Origin of the sequence: Enterocloster sp. OA13 (assembly GCF_022440595.1) — a bacterium.
GTDB classification, from domain to species: domain Bacteria; phylum Bacillota; class Clostridia; order Lachnospirales; family Lachnospiraceae; genus Enterocloster; species Enterocloster hominis.
Genome location: NZ_JAKNTF010000001.1, coordinates 4,169,753 through 4,182,396, shown reverse-complemented (window position 1 = coordinate 4,182,396; position 12,644 = coordinate 4,169,753). Strand labels below are relative to the sequence as shown.

The window sequence follows — 12,644 nt, the reverse complement described above, 5'->3', positions numbered from 1 at the left end:
AAATGGATTATATGGTGGAGGGTATTTCTGAAAAAGACAGTAAAATGAATCTTGCAGTGGCCCGGCTCCTGGAACAGGAAGGAATCCAAAGGGACGGCAATCTGGATTATACGTGTGTCATCTTAGATGATTTGGGAAATCCGGTGGCCACGGGAAGCTGTTTTGGAAATACGCTCCGCTGTATGGCGGTGGATCACCGCTATCAGGGGAGAGGGCTTTTGAACCTGTTGATCCGGCATCTGACCGAGTACCAGATATCCAGGGGATATACCCATCTGTTTATTTATACGAAAATAAGGGAGGCCCGTTTCTTTCAGAATCTGGGGTTTTATGAAATTGCAAATGTGGATGGGATGGTCACCTTCCTGGAGAACAGGAAAAATGGATTTTCCAAGTATTTAGACAGTTTGAAGCGGGAGAGTCATGATGTCGGGGCTTTGGGAACGCAGGCCGGAGCGGTCGTCATGAACGCCAATCCATTTACAATGGGGCACCTGTTTCTTGTTGAGGAGGCGGCAAAAAAGTGTGATATCCTTCATGTTTTTGTGGTAAGTGAAGACTGCAGCATGTTTCCGTTTTCTGTCCGGCAGGACCTGGTAAAAAAGGGAACTGCGCATCTGAAAAATGTGATTTGTCATGCAAGCGGACCGTATATGATTTCACAGGGAACATTTCCCAGCTATTTTCTTAAAGAAGAGGCGGTTGTATGTGAGGCTCACGCAAAACTGGACATTGCAATATTTGAAAGAATTGCCGGAGAACTTGGCGTTACCAATCGATTTGTGGGAGAAGAAAAGAAAAGTACGGTAACGGCCATGTACAATCGTGTCATGCTGGAACAGCTGAATAAGGCGGGCATTAAAGCAGAAGAAATCCCGCGGAAAAAGATAAATGAGGAAGTAATCAGCGCCAGCAGGGTGAGGCAGTGGATTCACGATGGACAGCTGGAACGCGTTTGTCCATTTGTTCCGAAACCAACATGGGAATATCTTTGCTCAGAGGAGGCGCGTCCGGTGTTGGAAGCAATACAAAAGGCGCGGGACGTCATACACTACTGATTAAAAAGAGGTGTGAAGATGGAAATCAGAAAAGTACAGGTTACAGACATGATGGCGGCGAGGGAAGCAAGAGCATTCCGCCAGCAGGAATTAATACGGAAATATGAAAAAAACTTAATCTGTTTTACGCTGAATATTGCGGGGCCGGTGAAAAATTCTGATTTGATTCAGCAAACCTTTGAAGAGGGAGCAGAATGTATTTTTAATCAGTTAAGAGTCAGAGGAATCGCGGTTCTTTTTTATGAAAAGACACATAAGGCCACGGGAAATGAAGCGTTTATTGTTGTGGATTGCGATATAATAGAAATAAAATGTATCATGTCGGAAATAGAAGACACGCATCCCCTGGGAAGACTTTTTGATATTGATGTTTTGGCTTGTGACGGAACAAAGATGGAACGGGGAGAAGTGGGGCTGGGTGAACGCAGATGTCTGATCTGCGGCGGCCCTGTTCATCGGTGTTCTTCCCGCAGGGTCCATCCGTTAGAGGAACTTCAGAAGAAAACGGTTCAGATGATGGAAGAATACTTTTTGAATCATTTTGTAGATAAGATAGCGGGTTTCGCAATGAAGGCGCTGCTTTACGAAGTTTCTGTATCACCAAAACCGGGATTGGTGGATCGTTTTAATAATGGATCGCATCGTGACATGGATTTTTATTCTTTTGTGGATAGTGCGGCAGCTCTTATTCCACATTTCAAATCAATGGTCCGAACCGGCATTGAAACCGCCATGGAACCACCAGAGAAAACATTTCGGAAATTGCAGTATGAAGGAGTGAATGCTGAATGTGCAATGTTCGATGCAACCCAAAATGTGAATACCCATAAAGGAGCTATTTTCTCAATGGGCATCATTTGCGGCGCCATTGGAAGAATAAAAGGGAACAAGGGAAAACTTACAGCAGAACAGATTTTGGGGGAATGCGGCGCCCTGTCGAAACCATATGCGGAGTTTGTTTTTGACCATATAGAGCAGCAGCGTCCCACTGCGGGATGTCAGCTTTATAAGAAATATGGAATAAAGGGCGTCAGAGGAGAAGCGGCGGATGGATTTCCCGCCGTTCTCCATGCCGGTCTTCCAATATTGAAAAAGGCGTTGGCAGAAGGCTGTACAAAGGATGAAGCGGGAAGCATTACGCTTCTCTACTTATTGTCGGAAGCGGTTGATACGAATATCATTGCAAGATCGGATTATTCCACGTATATAGATGTGAAAAAGCAGCTGAATGAAATTCTCAATCAGGAGAAATATCCGGCTGCGGCAATCATAAAAGATTTGGATCATCAGTTTATAAGTAAAAACCTGTCCCCGGGAGGGGCGGCCGACCTGTTGGCAATTTGCTGGTTCTTATATTTTATCGGATGTGATGATGGGGAGTGAATTGAATTTTTGCTGAAATACCAGATAAGAAAAAGAGGGTCATCGTTATCCGTCTATTTTCTGGCAATCCTTTTTGTATGGTTCCATACCTGCGATTCAGGGAAGTACAGAAGAGATTGGCTGAACTGCTGCGTAAAAGGATGGTGGCCCTCGCCGTGTATGACATGGTCTTTCGGAAGTGCCAAAGGATATGTTACCAATATGTTGTATAAAGCTGAAGGAGTCATGGGAGTGTGCGCGGTGATGTAAACGGGCAGGAAGTCTTGGATAAGGTGGGGCTGGTATAAATGCAGCAGTAGGCTCAGTATTTCTGGATTAGCATCTATTCCGCCGCAGCGCCGCATTAAGGTGTGGTAGTTTGGATGCCACTTGCTGTTTAACAATCCAATCAGTATATCCGCTTATACCATACCAATCCATTGCGATTTGTGCAACAAAATCAGGATGATGTGGGCAGTGCCCACAATCCGGTCTATACATATCTAATTCATATCAAAGGAGATCCGTATTAGGAAGCCTTTTGCTGACGGCTGGCGTTACGGTATCTTCATGTCAGTCATTACAATTCTTCATCATCCATTGTTTAAGATCCATATACCACTCCTTCCCAATAGGAAGTTTTGTTCCGTCTAAGAGCGTGGCCTGGTAGCGGCAGATTTCCCGAAGATGGGAAGAATTTACAAGATAGCTTTTGTGTATCCGTAGAAAGGGAGGGGCCGTCATCTTCTTCAAAGTGGTACGGCAGGAAAAGAAACCTGAGGTGGTAAAAATCTGACATACATTGTTATCAGCTTTAATATATCGTATCTCCTCTGGCAGCAGGTAGTGGATGCTTCCGGTTAAACTGCGGAAAGCCTGTTTTTTTGCCTCCGTAGTGTGTATCGGGGGACGGGAACAGGATGGCAATTCAAATATCCTGGACTGTGCGTCTGACTGTGGCATGGGTTTTGCGTGGTTTGCATTGGCATGGAGCAACAGGAGATGGTCATTCTTTTGGCGCCAGACAAGCGTAAAGTGGATTCTCGAAACCTGCCTATTGATGGTTGCCGTGAAGCGCCCATATGTTATCCATAGACGGCGTTCATGGGATAATAATGCATACTCTTCTTCTGTAATACTTATGGGGAGCTGTACTTGTATTTCTTCCTTTACACTTTCCAGAAAAGCGGTAATCCCTTTCATGTAAAGCGGTTCATAATCGCCCACCCAGACAAAGTCCCCGTCCAGCATTTCTAAAAACGGGTCAATCTGTTTACTGATGAAATAGTGAATGGCCTCTTTCGTCCTATCAATAACCTCCTGTTCAGTATAGCGATGGTATTTCACTCCGTTTCCTCCTGTGCTGTGATTTCGTATTTTTATTATAATCCAATGTTGCTTAGATTGCAATTGAATGAAAGTAATAAAATTCCGTTTACAAAAAATAATTACCGTTTACATATAACATTGACGATTTGAAAAAGCAGTGGTAAAATAAAGATAATGTTTTTTGTTCCGGCACAGTGAGAATGGAGCGTGAGCGTGAATGAAACAGTCATTATGGGAAGGGACAGATCTTAACATTAAGACATCATTATCAAAGGAACAGTTACAGCAGGAAAATCAACGATTAAAGGCATTGACAGAATTAGACGGACTGACAGGAATATATAACCGCATAACGATTGAACGGAAAATCAATGAGGCATTGGCCGCAAAACATAGCGGTGCCATGCTGCTCTTTGATTTGAATAATTTTAAAGATGTCAATGACCAGTATGGGCATATTGCAGGTGATGAACTGTTGCAGAATGTAGCTTATATCCTGAAAAAAACAATGGGGAATAATATGGTGGCCCGCACCGGTGGGGATGAGTTTGTCATATTTTATCCCAATACCCTGGATATGGAAGAACTTGAACAGAAAAGACAGATGTTACAAAAGCGGTTGGGACAGATAAAGATAAAAAACTCAAAATACTTTACATTGTCAGCGTCCTTCGGTGACGCTGTTTATATGGAGCGGGATGATTACATAAAGATGTTTAGCCGGGCTGACAAGTTATTGCTGCAAAATAAACAGGCACTTCACCATATCCGTGCACCGAAATCTCAAATGGCTGATCGGTTGAACAAAAGAGTTGAAATGGATACGAAACTCATTCGGTATGATTTACAGGAAAGTACTCCTGTGGAAGGGGCTTATTATCTGAGCTATGAGGTGTTTCAAGGCATATACCGCTTCCTGGAACGTGCCTTATGCCGTCAGGGTCATAAGGATGATTTGAAATCCTTTTATGTTATCTTATTTACACTGACAGAAAAGGAAGGGGGAATCCTGAAACCAGAGTACCGGGAGCAGGAGATGCTCTTGCTGAAGACCCAGATTCATGATAGTTTGCGGAGAAATGATGTATTTGTGCAGTACAGCAGTTGTCAATATCTGGTATTAGTGTCCGATGCGGATGCTGCAGGGGTAGAATTGATTTCAAGACGTGTTAAGGAACGGTTTTATGGAAATCAGCCAAAAAATACAGCGGATGTTATTTTACAACACAGCTTTCCATTACAGGCAAGCGAAACAAGGGGCAGCCAATCCGATTCAACGGCAGTTGGGATGGATGAGGCTGTGAAAAAAAGTTGAATTAACTGTTTTTCCGGCCCTTTGTCAATCATTGGGGTGGGATTTGTCAAAATCCCGCCCCAGTTTTATGATATCTTGGCATGTGCATTAGTCAAACCGCATACCGCCAAATATATGAATCAATTCTGACTGGTTTTTCAAATGAATCTTTTTAAGAAGGGCCGACTTTTGGTTATAGATTGTTTTTGGGGTTGACTTAAGTTTAATATCCCCGCCCAGCATCATTTTGAAAACAGAGTGTTCCGCGTCAGACAGATCAGAGAGTATGAGGGCGTTAATCATCAAATGATTTTCCAGTAAAGGCCTCAAAATAGGTTACGATATCCCGCAGTACGGAAGTATAGGTAAGAAAATCAATGTTCCCGTTTACCGATATGGCACACAGACGGTCTGAGACCGGAAGGAACTCTAGAATATCAGTCTGCCCATTGCGGAGGGTAAACGTCAGTGCCATGAAGGGGGCGGTGTTTACTATATCAGAGGATTCCATCAGGCCGGCAGCGGGGATGGCAGTGATGTGTTTATGGAAATCCGCCAGCATCTGGTAATCATAAACCTGGTTCCCTGCCCTGCCTTCCAGATAAATGCCGTCGCCTGAGATTTGGATTTCCTGCGATTCCCCATTCTTTGAGAGGGTTAAGGAGGAAATATCAGCCAGATTTCTGGAATACACGGAATTACTTAAGAATTCCATATAGTCCTGTGTCATGAAGCTTACAAGCCCTGCGGGAATGCTGCAGATTTGTGAAGTTTGCCTGGACATACAGTACCAACGGTCGCCGTCAGCAGGTGAAAAGTAAGAGACGTATTCGTTTCCGTCAATTACGGCCGTCAGGGTTATGGATGGATGGTCCAAACCATATTCACTTGGTGATGCAAAATCAGACAGGAAAGTATCTGGAACCAGTTTTAGAAATGGTTCCATTATTTTTTTATAAGCAGTCTGCCAGTCCAGAGGAAGCTGTACCGGTTCTGACAGGTGATAGAGGCTTCCGGAATCATCGGCGCCCCGGAGGATGGACCACGTGCGCCCGTCACAGGTTACCTGCAGCTTTTCAAGCTTTTCAAGCTGGTCCGCTGCAAGCGGGGGATATAAATCTAAAATCCTGAGCTGGGAAAGGGACTGGGTTAACATGGAGGTATCGTCCGGGCTGATAAGATAAACGGTGTCATCATGTTCCGTCTTTGCATAACAGGAGCCATCGATTGGATTCTTATTACCAAGATAGAACCGCATGGTTTCCCCCTGGGCGGGAATCAGACTGATGGATGAAGAGGGGGTATCAAGTCCATATTGGGATAAAGAGTAATCTGTATCCTGTGAGGGGTGAATGATCCGCAATGCGGACAGATGGCATATTTTGTATACAAGGGCAGAAAGCTTTTGCTGGGAGTAACCATCTGACGCCTGATTAAGGAGTTCAATTCCGGTCGGATGTAGAATCAATCCGATTGAATCAGTGGAGTGGTTGATGGCAATAGCATTGATGCTGCTTACAGGGAAATCTGTTATAGGCGGTAGTTCAGGGCTGTCCAGGTGGCCCTGGCTGGAATGGAACAAGAGAAACAGCAGCAGGAAGACAAGGCCTATGGACAGGCCGGACAATACATGATTCCATTTTTTGATTGTACTCATAGATGTTTCCTCCGCCTGCGGATGCATATACCGGTTATGAAAACACTGGCTGGAAGGACCATGATGAATACAGCAGCCATAACAGCCCCCTGATAGGATAATACGGTTATGGGCTTCTGGTCCAGGGATTTTACCGGTATGTTCAGTTGAAAATCAGTTTCAGTACACCAGTTTACGGCCTGTAAAAGAAAGTCACGGTTAGCAGTGCTGGGTGAATCCATCTGGAAATCGTTATAAATTCCTTGGCTGCCGATGACTATCATCCGGGCGGTATTACCGGCTGACAATTGCTTTTCAGCAGAGAGCGCGAGGGTAAAAGGGCCATTTCTGCCGCTCTTTTGGGTATTTTTAACCGTTGCATTGGGTGAAGAATAAAGTATTTTGGATGTAGTCACGGTACCTTGCCGGATGAAAAGCTGGTTTAATGGCGTACAGACAGGGAGGATAGGGTAGATACGGGAGTTCCCTAATGTCTGGTTTATGGGATGGGAAGCATAGACAGGTACGATATGGGTTGCATTTGCATCCGCATTAAGCCTGGTATCCTCTATTATCCCATTGGTTGTCCCAATCCCCCATTCTTCCAGATAACCGGAGAGTGTGGGAAGAAGTTCGGCGGTATCTGGTGGAAGGAAGGCCAGTATCCGGCCTCCGCATGTAAGGTACTGTTCTAATTTCCCAATCTCCATATCGGAAAAGTCCCTGGACGGTGCGGCGAGAATAAACAGGGAGGTATCCTCCTGAATATCCTGAAGGGATAGCGTTGTATGGTCAATATGGTAGTTATTCTGTTCAAAAAGGTTGATGAGGGTGTCGGAGGGTTTTTCGCCATGTCCGTCAGAAAAACTGACAATTCCAACCTGCTCCCGTGAAACATAGAGTATGGCACTGGTCAGCATCTGTTCGGCGGCTATGCCGGTAACTGCCCCGGAAGGGCCGGTCGTAAACATATCCTCAAGCGCAAGGACCTTTGTTGCAGAGGGACCGGAGACAACCATATTGTCCATGGCGGCACTATATCCTTTGTTTTTTAAATCCTCTGCAATGGCAGGGTTTATATAAGGGTCTATATATCCTACCTCCAGATTGGAACCGGCGGTATCATACCGGTCCAGGATTTCGCGCATAATTGGCAGAAAGGCTTCCCTGGAATTTAATACGGTTATGGTAACGGGTGATGTCAGGGATGAAACTGTGTCCTTCGTGGTATCGGTCAGATGGTAGAAATGGCTGGCTGTCATATCAAGCCTGAGTCCGAATTGTTTTTCAGCATGGTCAGCGGCTATGTTAGACAGTATCATAACTGCGGCTGCCAGTAATGCTGCACTTTTGATATAAAAGGCCGATGTGAATGGTTTCATTTCATTCCCCTCCTAGCAGATGCGGCGCCGTTCCTGCATCAATATGGTAAAAAAGAGAAACAGGAAAGCAATGCTGATGTAATAGGTGACAGAGGTCAAGGACAGGAGTCCCATGGAAAATTCCATGAATTTCGATGATAAGGACAGATAGGAAGCCAGCGCCTTGAGGGGGGATGAGGACAGGAAGGTTCCTATATATCCGATGAGCCATAACCCCATAAGGATGCTGTAGCTGATGACCCCGGCCACCACCTGGCTGTCAGTGACGGAACTTATGAACAGACCAATGGATATGAAGGCCGATGCGGCCAAAATAGTTCCGGCCAGGCTGCCTGACAGGAGATAAGGGTCAAATTGTCCATAGGCGGCAAGAATTGCGCCATATATCAGGCTGACAGACTGTCCGATGGCAAAGACCGTGAGGACAGCCAGGAATTTCCCTGTTACAATTCCAGGGCCGGATACGGGAGAGGACATTAAAAGCTGGTTGGTTCCTGTTTTCTGTTCCTCTGCAAAAGAACGCATGGTCAGCATGGGAAGAAGGAACATGCCCACTTGGACCATGGATGAAAAATAATTTTTCATATCCCCGTTACCTGACAGCAGGTTTCCAGTCACAAAGTAATATCCGCTGATCATCAGGAATATGGACAGATAAACATAACCGGACATGGTATGGAAATATCCGCCCAGCTCTTTACGATAAATTGCTTTCATGGGAAGCCTCCTTATGACGTCTGTCCTGGGTAAGCTGCAGAAATACCTGTTCCAGCCCTTGCTCTAATGGTTTCAGTACATAGATGGATGCCCCGGCTTCCTGGATCAGCAAAGGAAGTTTCTGATAGAAAAGGCTTTCATCATCAGGGGAGAGGATATAATCCCATCTTCCTTCCAGGACAGACCCGCAGCTTTCCACATTCCATAGGCCGCATTCATGGGCCAGACGGGGAAGGAGTATCTTCGGGAGCGCAGAAGTACACAGGTAAATACGGCTGGCGGAATCTCCGGCATGAAGCAGCCTTTCCGGTGTATCATCAGCAACCAGATGGCCGTTGCTTAGTATGATGATACGGCTGCAGACAGCCGTAATCTCGGAAAGGATATGGGAACTGAGTATGATGGTACGCTCTTTTCCCAGTTCTGATATGACATTGCGCAGCTCGATGATCTGTCCGGGATCCATCCCGACCGTCGGCTCGTCCAGAATGATGAGGGGAGGATTGCCGAGAATGGCCTGGGCAAACCCCACCCTCTGGCGATAGCCCTTTGAAAGGTTTTCAATCAGACGGTGTCTGACACCCGTTATATTCAGTTTCCTGCATGCATCATCCACTGCATCAGGACAGTCAGCAGCAGGGATAGCCCGGAGCCGTGACGCGAATGTCAACTGTTCTTCTACCGTCATGTCAGGATAAACAGGAGGAATCTCAGGAAGATATCCAAGCTTTCCTTTGGCTTGTTCCGGATCTGTTGCAATATCGGCCCCATCTATCAGGACCTGTCCCGAGGATGCGGCCAGGCACCCGGTCATGATGCCCATGGTTGTGGATTTTCCGGAACCGTTATGGCCTAAGAGACCTACTATTTCTCCGCGGCCCACGGAAAAGCTGATATCCTCAATTGCCATGGATTTCCCATAATATTTTGTGAGGGATTGAACTTCAAGCATTATCTGCAGTACTCCTTTGCTCATTATCAGATTGTGTTAACGGCTGCTCAGGTAATATGGAGGGATGATACTGTGAACAAAACTGTTTTGGCGAGATTCCATAAGTATTACGGAAGGTGTGGTAAAAACGGCTGGGACTGCAAAAACCAGATTCGTATGCAATATCTGTCACGGAATAGTCTGAGTGCAGAAGCAGGTTGATGGCGTAATTGAGCCTCTGCCTGTTCAGGTAAACCGTTGGCGCCATGTCAAAACAGCGTTTAAAGGTACGGCAGATATGTTCCTTACTATATCCGGTGTGTTCACAGAAGAAATCCAGCCCCTCGCTGCGGTGTTCACCGGTCTGCCACAGGGTAAGGGCGGAAGCCAGCCATTGGGGGATGGACTGGTGGATATGATTGGAATGTAAAGAGGGCAGGAAATAGTGGGTAACCACATCAAAGAGTATGCTGCGCAGGGTAGTCCTGATTTTTTCACATTCATTGGGGGGGATGGTGTTAAGCAGCTGCATCTTTTCCTGGATATTTAAAAGCTCCGGTCGGCTTAGCTGGACAGGAGGAACGTAGGGCAGCTGTTTTAAACCATCCCGTTCTTTTTCATTGCATAGGTAGTCAAACAGTGCGTCAATCGTTGCGGAGGGAAACGCCAGATTGATATGGGCATTGTCCTTCCCTGACTTGGAATGGATATCACCGGGACGGATTAACGCCATCCCTCCGGGCTGCAGGGTGAAACGGTTCCCGCATATCTGCAGGTTCAGGTTTCTGTAAGTTACAAGGACAATCTCATAGAAATCATGGACCTGAGGATATTGGGAAGGGTCAAGCTGTGTATGGAAGCGGTAGTGTGACTCGGTGCGGGGGTCTATGAGATTTATATCATTGATAATATTCAACATAAAATATACTCCTGTTTTTTGTTATATATCAATATATAGCACAAATTTGATAAAATGCAAGAGGTATTTTTAAAGGCTTTGCGGTATACTTGGGACATAACGGAGAAAGGGGACGGATATATGGCTGAGATTAAACTGGGATTGGGATTATACCGCCATATGCTGACAGATGAATACTTTGCCTTTGCCAGGCAATGTGGCTGTACCCATCTGATTGTCCATCTGGCTGATTACTATTCAAATCAGATTGTCACGGCAACAAATGATAAAGTGAATTACGGGGAGGCAAAGGCCCTGGAAGGGATTTGGGAGGAAGACTCGATGATTGCCCTTCAGGAAAAAGCGGGGCAGCACGGCCTGACTATTTATGGGATTGAGAATTTCAGTCCGGCGGACTGGTATGATGTCCTGCTGGATGGCCCGGAAAGGGCGCGTCAGATGGAACATCTTAAGGAAATCATATGCAATGCGGGGAAGGCAGGAATTCATTCCTTTGGATATAATTTCAGTCTGGCAGGCGTATGGGGGCACCAGAAAGAACGCTCATGCCGCGGCGGGGCGTATGGGACATGTTTCGACGCATCCAGGATTAAGGTGGATTCACCAATTCCAAAAGGAGAAATCTGGAATATGACCTATGCCAAATCCGACGGCAGCGCTATTGCCCCGGTTTCTTCCGAAGAACTTTGGGACAGGCTGGAACGTTTCCTTAGGGAGATACTTCCCGTAGCTGAAGAGGCAGGGGTGGAGATGGCCCTGCATCCGGATGATCCGCCATTTGAAGGGTTGAGACAGACGCCCCGGCTGGTATATCAGCCTGAGCTATATCAGAAGGTAATTGATATCAGCAGCAGCCCATCCAACAAATTGGAATTCTGTATGGGCAGTATCCAGGAGATGACCCATGGAAATATCTACGATGCCATAAGGCAATATGGCGGGCAAAAGCGTATCAGCTATATACATTTTAGGAATGTAAAAGGGAAAGTCCCTAAATACAATGAAGTATTTGTCGACGACGGGGACATTGATATGCTTAAAGCACTGGCCCTGTTGGAACAGTGCGGATTCGATGGCGTAATCGTGCCGGACCATACGCCGGAAATATTATGCGGTGCGCCATGGCATGCGGGAATGGCATTTGCACTGGGATATATGAGGTCTGCCATGCAGATGATGGAACGGGGACTGATGATGCATATACTGGAAGAAGGTGAGGGGAGACATGAATGACGGAATGATGGAAGCATTTGGACTGAAAGGCCATGTTGCACTTATCACGGGAGGGGGAAGCGGTCTGGGACTGGCCATGGCAGAGTGTCTTGCGGCAGCGGGCGCCCAGGTGGTGATAGCAGGACGGCGCAGGCAGGTATTAAATGAAGCCTGTGCCCATCTGGGTGACAGCGTTGCCGGCATTGAATATGATGTGACGGATACTGGCAGGGCAGGGGAAATCATAAAGGAAATCGTAAACCGTTATGGAAGGCTGGATATCCTGATTAACAATGCGGGGGTACATTGCAAAAAGGCTGTGGAGGATGTGACAAGAGAGGATCTGCAGTCCGTACTGGATGTCCATCTCTTCGGCGCTTACGCCCTTACCCAGGCGGCGATTCCATATATGAGGGCGAATAAGCAGGGGAGTGTCATTTTCATCTCGTCCATGTCCGCGGTTATGGGAATGACGAATGTAACTGCCTATTCCGCAGCGAAGGCAGCTGTCCTGGGGCTGGTAAAAACCATATCAGGAGAAGTTGCAAAAGACGGCATAAGGGTCAATGCAATTGTACCGGGCTTTATTGATACGCCTATGTTCCATCAGGCAACAGACAAAGACCCGGAGCGCCAGAAAAAGATTCTGGGCCATACGCCCATGGAATGCTATGGATTGCCAAAGGATGTTGGATGGGCGGCAGTATATCTTTCAGGAGCGGCTTCCAGATTTGTGACAGGAACAGCGCTGATGGTTGACGGGGGATGTTCAATCGGTTTCTGATTTTATTTAGAAAACGATGC

11 protein-coding genes are annotated in these 12,644 nt (G+C 46.4%); 5 read left to right on the top strand and 6 right to left on the bottom strand.

The genetic code is table 11. The features are described from left to right. Positions 1-2 precede the first annotated feature (2 nt). Complete coding sequence (gene citC, locus MCJ35_RS18500) at positions 3-1,058, top strand: [citrate (pro-3S)-lyase] ligase (RefSeq protein ID WP_025485950.1); 1,056 nt, start codon at positions 3-5, stop codon at positions 1,056-1,058. A gap of 18 nt (positions 1,059-1,076) precedes the next feature. Next, positions 1,077-2,441, top strand: a complete 1,365-nt coding sequence (gene citG, locus MCJ35_RS18495; protein WP_025485952.1) for a triphosphoribosyl-dephospho-CoA synthase CitG — start codon at positions 1,077-1,079, stop codon at positions 2,439-2,441. Positions 2,442-2,993: 552 nt separating this feature from the next. On the opposite strand, the gene MCJ35_RS32190 is transcribed toward citG, so the two are convergent. After that, positions 2,994-3,767, bottom strand: a complete 774-nt coding sequence (locus MCJ35_RS32190; RefSeq protein WP_025485953.1) for a LytTR family transcriptional regulator DNA-binding domain-containing protein — start codon at positions 3,765-3,767, stop codon at positions 2,994-2,996. Positions 3,768-3,966: 199 nt separating this feature from the next. Here MCJ35_RS32190 and MCJ35_RS18485 point away from each other — a divergent pair, with 199 nt between their 5' ends. After that, on the top strand, positions 3,967-5,064 hold the full coding sequence (locus MCJ35_RS18485) for a GGDEF domain-containing protein (protein ID WP_025485954.1): 1,098 nt from the start codon (positions 3,967-3,969) through the stop codon (positions 5,062-5,064). Between the two features lie 274 nt (positions 5,065-5,338). Here the strand turns inward: MCJ35_RS18485 and MCJ35_RS18480 are convergent, their stop codons facing one another. Genes MCJ35_RS18480 through MCJ35_RS18460 form a run of 5 tightly spaced genes read right to left on the bottom strand, consistent with a single transcriptional unit; the run spans position 5,339 to position 10,628 of the window. Beyond that, the gene (locus tag MCJ35_RS18480; protein ID WP_025485957.1) at positions 5,339-6,700 is read right to left on the bottom strand and encodes a DUF4340 domain-containing protein; all 1,362 of its coding nucleotides are present in this window, start codon (positions 6,698-6,700) and stop codon (positions 5,339-5,341) included. Beyond that, positions 6,697-8,061, bottom strand: coding sequence for a DUF7088 domain-containing protein (locus tag MCJ35_RS18475; RefSeq protein WP_025485958.1), 1,365 nt, complete (start codon positions 8,059-8,061; stop codon positions 6,697-6,699). The genes MCJ35_RS18480 and MCJ35_RS18475 overlap by 4 nt, the downstream gene beginning before the upstream one ends. Positions 8,062-8,073: 12 nt before the next feature. After that, entirely contained in the window at positions 8,074-8,778 is a 705-nt protein-coding gene (locus MCJ35_RS18470; RefSeq protein ID WP_025485959.1) for an ABC transporter permease, read from the bottom strand. Next, positions 8,759-9,730 carry an ABC transporter ATP-binding protein gene (locus tag MCJ35_RS18465; protein ID WP_025485961.1) on the bottom strand — a complete coding sequence of 324 codons (972 nt, stop codon included), beginning with the start codon at positions 9,728-9,730 and terminating at the stop codon, positions 8,759-8,761. Before MCJ35_RS18465 ends, MCJ35_RS18470 begins: the two co-directional genes overlap by 20 nt. After that, positions 9,723-10,628 carry an AraC family transcriptional regulator gene (locus MCJ35_RS18460; protein ID WP_008719063.1) on the bottom strand — a complete coding sequence of 302 codons (906 nt, stop codon included), beginning with the start codon at positions 10,626-10,628 and terminating at the stop codon, positions 9,723-9,725. Before MCJ35_RS18460 ends, MCJ35_RS18465 begins: the two co-directional genes overlap by 8 nt. Before the next feature lie 120 nt (positions 10,629-10,748). Here MCJ35_RS18460 and MCJ35_RS18455 point away from each other — a divergent pair, with 120 nt between their 5' ends. Together MCJ35_RS18455 and MCJ35_RS18450 are read left to right on the top strand one after the other, a co-directional pair. Beyond that, a complete protein-coding gene (locus tag MCJ35_RS18455; protein ID WP_240299607.1) occupies positions 10,749-11,861 on the top strand; it encodes a mannonate dehydratase in 1,113 nt (370 codons plus the stop codon). After that, entirely contained in the window at positions 11,854-12,624 is a 771-nt protein-coding gene (locus MCJ35_RS18450; RefSeq protein ID WP_034577687.1) for an SDR family NAD(P)-dependent oxidoreductase, read from the top strand. The genes MCJ35_RS18455 and MCJ35_RS18450 overlap by 8 nt, the downstream gene beginning before the upstream one ends. Positions 12,625-12,644: the final 20 nt, after the last annotated feature.

What these genes read in the sequence shown, in the direction of transcription:
- MCJ35_RS18480 (WP_025485957.1), bottom strand. Translation starts at nt 6,700, where the DNA reads ATGAGTACAATCAAAAAATGGAATCATGTATTGTCCGGCCTGTCCATA.
- citC (WP_025485950.1), top strand. Translation starts at nt 3, where the DNA reads ATGGATTATATGGTGGAGGGTATTTCTGAAAAAGACAGTAAAATGAAT.
- MCJ35_RS18470 (WP_025485959.1), bottom strand. Translation starts at nt 8,778, where the DNA reads ATGAAAGCAATTTATCGTAAAGAGCTGGGCGGATATTTCCATACCATG.
- MCJ35_RS18455 (WP_240299607.1), top strand. Translation starts at nt 10,749, where the DNA reads ATGGCTGAGATTAAACTGGGATTGGGATTATACCGCCATATGCTGACA.
- MCJ35_RS18450 (WP_034577687.1), top strand. Translation starts at nt 11,854, where the DNA reads ATGAATGACGGAATGATGGAAGCATTTGGACTGAAAGGCCATGTTGCA.
- MCJ35_RS18485 (WP_025485954.1), top strand. Translation starts at nt 3,967, where the DNA reads ATGAAACAGTCATTATGGGAAGGGACAGATCTTAACATTAAGACATCA.
- citG (WP_025485952.1), top strand. Translation starts at nt 1,077, where the DNA reads ATGGAAATCAGAAAAGTACAGGTTACAGACATGATGGCGGCGAGGGAA.
- MCJ35_RS18475 (WP_025485958.1), bottom strand. Translation starts at nt 8,061, where the DNA reads ATGAAACCATTCACATCGGCCTTTTATATCAAAAGTGCAGCATTACTG.
- MCJ35_RS18465 (WP_025485961.1), bottom strand. Translation starts at nt 9,730, where the DNA reads ATGCTTGAAGTTCAATCCCTCACAAAATATTATGGGAAATCCATGGCA.
- MCJ35_RS18460 (WP_008719063.1), bottom strand. Translation starts at nt 10,628, where the DNA reads ATGTTGAATATTATCAATGATATAAATCTCATAGACCCCCGCACCGAG.